Raw genomic sequence first — 6,046 nt, forward strand, 5'->3', positions numbered from 1 at the left:
TATCACGCCTCCAGCTTTCTTTATTTTTTTCTATCTTTCCAGAGAGCCAAGCTTTTCTCCAATGTTGTCTTACACAATCTTTCCGCTTCAATTGCATCTCCCTTTAATACAGCTTTTAATAAGTCGTGATAATAGTTGAAGGACAACCCACGATGATCTTTTACAGAAAAATATCTTTTCGCCATATCTACATAAATGGAATCGAAGCTATTTAAAATGAGTAGAAAGATCGGATTGGCAGCAAGCCCAGCACACCTTTTTTGCAAATACCAATCAAATGCTGCATAGCTTTCTGCACTATCTTCAAGCTGCTCAAGATTGGCAAGGAGAGCAACCACTTTAGGTTGATTAAACGTAACAGCATCACGAATATAAGTCGGAGTCAACGAACTTCTAAATTCTAATAAATACATAATAAATTCATCTGTAATGGTATGATGATTCTCAACAATATTAATAAGTGTCGTTAGATTCCCATTGCTCCAATAATCATTAATAATCGCTGGCATTCCTTTTCTTCCTGTTATCCATCCACTCCTTTCTAAACGTTGAAGCGCCTCCCGAATAGTTGGGCGACCAACACCAAATTCTTTCGCAAGCTCTCTTTCCGGCGGTAAAGTACTTCCTACAGAATAACCACCAGCCAATATGGATCTAATTAATTCATTCTCAATTTTATCTGAAGAGCGTTCCTTTTCTTTCAAGCCATCGTCTCCTTTATTTTTTGGTAATACATGTTAAAGATATTGGTAATACCAAAAATTATATAACGTGTTTGAATTTTCCGTCAATAAGATTCATTAAAAAAGAGGAAACCATTTTCAAAGTGGTTTCCTCCTTTTGCTTACATAGACTCGATTATCATTTGTCTTTCATACCATTTTGTTAACTTATCATTAACACTGTTTGAAATCCGTTTCATTTTCTTATTACAGAATCTCGATAGTGTAGCAGGGGATAAGCCTAACTCATCTGCTATTTCGCGCATTGTTCTATTTTGATGCATATGTTGGTGCATAATTTTCTCTCTAATTAGCTCCTCAGTACTTACTGTACTATGAGCTATCGTATTTATAATCACATTATTTTCTTTCTTATCCGGAGTATCAATTACCTTTTTCTTTGCCAAACTCCCGATATTATCCATTAACTCTTTTGGTGGTAAAATGATGATTCCTAATTTTGAGTAATAATTCTTAAACCAGTTCCGTTCTCCAATTCTTGATTCATCAATTTCCTCAGCGTACTCCCAATGTGAAATAACTTTTTCTTTTTCTAAATCTATTAATACATTTTCTAATTGCTCACGAATACGGTGGGGGCGTCCCTTAGCTATATTAATCCCCATAACAGACAATAGTCCTTTTTCTCCATCAATTGAATATGGTCTTTTTAAATTACTGTACTGTTGTCGAATTCTCCATTGCCAAGATAAATAGCGAATTAGTCGCTTGTGGAATTTGTGTCGATAACTATTATACTCCAATGCTTTTTTAGATAATAACGCTGTTGTGCTACTAGATCCGTATAAATACATCGACAAAAAGCTACCTGGCTTTATTCTACAAGATTCAATACCTACGTAATCATTGGTATTTTTATCTCTCCAAAGAACTACAGAATCTAAAACGAAAAGTCTTTTAATTATTTCACGTTTCATTTCAAATTGCTCACCAGTTTCTGCACGATCATTTAAAACCACGACTTCATTATCGTCATTTAAATAAATAAAGATACTCGCCAAAGCAGCTATACGTTGTGCAATTTTAATTTTATCTTCTGCACGATAATACTCTATACCATTTGCTGATGCTTTTGGAATATTACACATATCTAGTACATTTTCATAGCTGAAATCAATAAAATCATCTGGAGATTTCGCTTGATTCAACCACTGTATTGTAATTGTATCTAAACAGTCTGCGGTAAGATCATCCATGTTACTAATAACACCATCGACTAGTATTGACCATCTTTCTGCTTCATTGGTGTTTACTAGCCTTAAATCTTCATCCTTGTGTGATGATAGCTGAGCAACTCCGCTTGTATTTTTAGTTTCTAATGGTAAAACAGATACTGCTCCTACTTCATCTTCTTCAAAGTGATTCTTGGCTATACCATCTCGTAGTTGATAATATACCGCATCATTACTTACAGGATAGTAATCCTCTTGTAGATCAATTGAATGCTCTTTTAACTTTTCATCGGTTGTATTAGATATTATAGACGTTTCAACTTCTTCAGACGTACCTCCAAATTCTTGCTCTATTATTTTATCGAGTACATTTCGAATCTCAATTTTATATTTATCTAGATTTGCGTATATATGCAATAATGAAATCCCTTGTTCTTGTTTCTGGCCTAACCAAGAGACAAGAGCTGAAAATGAAGGGGATATATTAGCTGAAGTTACTACTTTGTCATGATTTCCCTGTACTTCCTCATAATATCTATTCCACTTTTCCCATAGCTGCGTGTTCTTTTCATACATTGGTGCAGCAAGTAAAAGGGCATCGCTAAACAACACTAATACTTTCTCCATATTCAAAAACCTCCTTACTAAGTTCCCACCAATTAGAATTATAAATTATAGAACTTGAGACGTTATAGCTATATGGTGGCAACATAGCATATAAGTTGAAACGTTATCAGAATAATCTATATCGAGAAATGATTTATCGAACAGTATTTGTCCTATCAAGTAAACATTCTTGTACTTGTATTATATAAGACTGTACTTATTTGTAAAATTACTACTTTACACTACAATCTCCATGCGGGAAACCCATTTGGTATTAAATTGTGTAAATCATACTTTTAAAGTGAAACGTAATTGTCCCTTTTCTTACAAATGAAATAAAACATTATAGCGTTATGATAACAATTACTTTCTTACCAAGAAACATCGATGATTTGCTGGTTTCATCTAAAAAATTATTCGCATCATTCTATACAATGATACAAATACCCTTACTTTTATGAAACGTCATAGCTACATTGTGGCAAGTACTCCTTAGAACTTGAAACGTTTTAGCTTTATAGTGGCAAGTATATTCGAAACAAAAAATACCAATAAACTGTTGATTTCCACTTCACAAGCATTAACGTTATTTCATACTTCGACACAGATACCTCTACTTTTATGAAACATTATAGCTGCATTGTGGCAGTTACTATTGAAAACTTGAAACGCTTTAGCTTTATGATGGCAAGTATATTCTGAACAAGAAATACCAATGAATTTTTTAATTTCATTTAACAAGAATTAACGCTATTCCATATATCAGCACGAATACCTTTACTTTTATGAAACACCATAGCTGCATTGTGGCAGTTACTATTGAAAACTTAAAATGCTTTAGCTTTATGATGGCAAGTATATTCTGAACAAGAAATACCAATGAATTTTTGGATTTCATTTAACAAGAATTAACGTTATTCCATATATGAGCACGAATATCTTTACTTTTATGAAACATCATAGCTACATTGTGGCAAGTACTCCTTAGAACTTGAAACGTTATAGCTATATGGTGGCAACAACTCTTTAAATCTGAAACATAAACGCACTAAAATCTGTTCATATAAAAAAAATATTTTTTATTTAAATTAGTGCTAAACATTGGTATAAAGCCATTCTTCAAAAAAACTAAAAAATTCCAATGAAATGCTATAGCTATATGATGGCAACAACTTTTTTTAAAAAAAACCTATGAATCCATATGTAACAAGGGTTTAGGTACATTTCAAGCGCAATGAAACATTGATTTCAAACATGAAACGGCATAGCTTTATGATGGCAACAATCTAAAAAAAACATGAAACGTATATAGCTATATGATGGCAATAGTCCCTTGACGTAAATTAACATGAAAACGCTATACAACAACATTTATGAATGAATTCTACACATTATTTAGTCATTTCAAAACATGAAACGTTATAGCTATATGGTGGCAACAACTTTTAACCAAAAGCACTAAAAAACCTATTATATCAAGGTTTAGGTGCTGTTTCATTAATTTCAGATACGTTTCATATTCAAAATACCTTATAGCTTTATGGTGGCCAAAAGATTTTTTTTGTGAAACGTTGAATCCCTTGTGCCTCTAAGGCTAAGGCGGCGTTTCACATTTTTGATTTTCCTCTTAAAGAGACACATTTCACCAAGATTCGATTTGATATAATCAAAATTGAATTTTTATATCCTATTTAGGTAAAAACTGAAACTCATAATAAGAGGAGGTGAAAAAGATGGCTAAACCTTTCGTTATAAAGAACAAACGTAGTTTAAATGGTGAAACAACAACTCCAGTATTAGTAACAATTAAAGCATGGCAAAAATTAGTGGAAGCTTTAGAAGGCAAATACTATAGCTTTAAAGATACATATCTAGAAGATATCGTAAATTCAATGTCTTACGAGGAACGAATTGTAGATGAAGAAGGGTTTGTTGAAAAAGCCAAACCATCTTTTTCACTTCAAATGAAAAATCTCTTCACTAAAGCAAATGGTAGAAAGCATAAGCTATATGGTATTACTAATGCAGATCTAGAAGTATTTCTATTTCTACATAAAAAATGTAATACCTATGGTGAACTTTCTCATGTTTCCATTCACATGCTTTGGGAGGACTACAAAAACTATAAAGAAGCATTTTCACATATTCATCATTCACAATTCTATGTTGCGTTGAAAAAGCTTAGCTTACACAACATCATTGAAATTGAGAATGAGTACAGTGGTAAATATAAAATTACATTAACTGATTTTATGAACAAGGAAACGAATAAAGCGAATCCTTACACGTTTATCAGCCCAATTGTATTTACAAAAGAGTTCTTCGATTTATCCATTGCTGCTAAAAAGCTATTTATTGATATCGCAATGCAGCAAAAACGAGAAACTACTTTGAAACGTTCACTATACAAATTTGATGAACAAGGGCAACAGACTCATTTTGGCGGTATGTATCGCTTCTTACATAAGAAATACCCACATCAGATACGTTCTGTAATGGCTGAATTAACAACTAAATCTACTGCTACTGGATCTTCTTTGTTTAAAATTTGCAAATTAGAAAAAGGGAAAAAGAATAAAAAGCAGTATACAACACTGCATTTATCTGTACACCCTGATTTCCTGTGTAATAAGGAAGTAGGGGAAGAGTATCGCGATCCATTTACACCAAGACTTACATATAAACGTAAAGCTAAGTTCATTGAAGAATCATTAGTTGAAATGAATATTGCAGAATTTACAAAAGATATAAACCAATTTGTAAATGTCTTAAAACATTCCTGTCATCGTCAAATCCGCCAAGTGATTCGTGGATTACGTGAAATGATTGATAGACAAGAGGGTTTCCCTAAAAATCTTGTTTATACACTAAGCAAATTATTAAAGCAGTCTTCTCAATATCGCGTATTAGATACGGCTGCTAAAACAGGTATTTATTCTCTGATTACACATAATGTGCCGAGAGAGAAACAAGAAGATGCGGTATTTAAATTTGGTACTCACTTCGCTATATATTCATTACAAAATGTTAAGAAGTTATTCTGTAAAGCGCACGACCTTCTTCATGCTACATATGCGGTTCCTGTGACTGAAGAAGCATACCATCGTAATTATATGCAGTATCAAGAAGAAACACTATTTAGGAAGTATGCTTTTGAGCAAGGAGTAAATGTTAACGCATATATTGCATTAGAAATTAAAGTTCGTGAATTATTAAAATCTCATGGCCATAAAGAACATCATATTCCAAGTGATATTCGCGAACTGTTCATTGAAAAAATAGATAGATTGCCTAAGGAAAAAATCCGCGTAATTGAAGTTCCTAAAGACTTTAATTTAATCGATTTTCTTCATTCCTTAGAAGCTTATTACCGTAAAAATAGTGAAACACCATGCACGGTAGATCAGCTGCTTCATGCAATATAAAATTACATGCTCTCCTTTTTTGAAAAATCAAAGAAGGAGGGCTATTCGTGCTGAAATTAGAAATTATATTCGTACTATCCAAACATAAAAGAGAGAGATT

The 6,046-nt window shown here is 32.6% G+C and carries 3 protein-coding genes; 1 reads left to right on the forward strand and 2 read right to left on the reverse strand.

From position 1 onward, the window contains the following. Positions 1-20: 20 nt before the first annotated feature. Both QCI75_RS28940 and QCI75_RS28945 read right to left on the reverse strand, forming a co-directional pair. Entirely contained in the window at positions 21-704 is a 684-nt protein-coding gene (locus QCI75_RS28940) for a GntR family transcriptional regulator (protein ID WP_353761962.1), read from the reverse strand. 140 nt (positions 705-844) lie between these two features. Continuing rightward, positions 845-2,542 carry an XRE family transcriptional regulator gene (locus tag QCI75_RS28945; RefSeq protein WP_353761963.1) on the reverse strand — a complete coding sequence of 566 codons (1,698 nt, stop codon included), beginning with the start codon at positions 2,540-2,542 and terminating at the stop codon, positions 845-847. A 1,712-nt stretch (positions 2,543-4,254) separates the two neighbouring features. Between QCI75_RS28945 and QCI75_RS28950 the strand changes: the two genes are divergently transcribed. Next, the gene (locus QCI75_RS28950) at positions 4,255-5,946 is read left to right on the forward strand and encodes a hypothetical protein (protein WP_353761964.1); all 1,692 of its coding nucleotides are present in this window, start codon (positions 4,255-4,257) and stop codon (positions 5,944-5,946) included. Positions 5,947-6,046: the final 100 nt, after the last annotated feature.

This window comes from Bacillus cereus group sp. RP43, from assembly GCF_040459645.1.
GTDB classification, from domain to species: Bacteria; Bacillota; Bacilli; order Bacillales; family Bacillaceae_G; genus Bacillus_A; species Bacillus_A mycoides_C.

Excerpts from the sequence above, each read along its gene's own strand:
- QCI75_RS28945 (WP_353761963.1), bottom strand. The coding sequence starts at position 2,542 with ATGGAGAAAGTATTAGTGTTGTTTAGCGATGCCCTTTTACTTGCTGCA.
- QCI75_RS28950 (WP_353761964.1), top strand. The coding sequence starts at position 4,255 with ATGGCTAAACCTTTCGTTATAAAGAACAAACGTAGTTTAAATGGTGAA.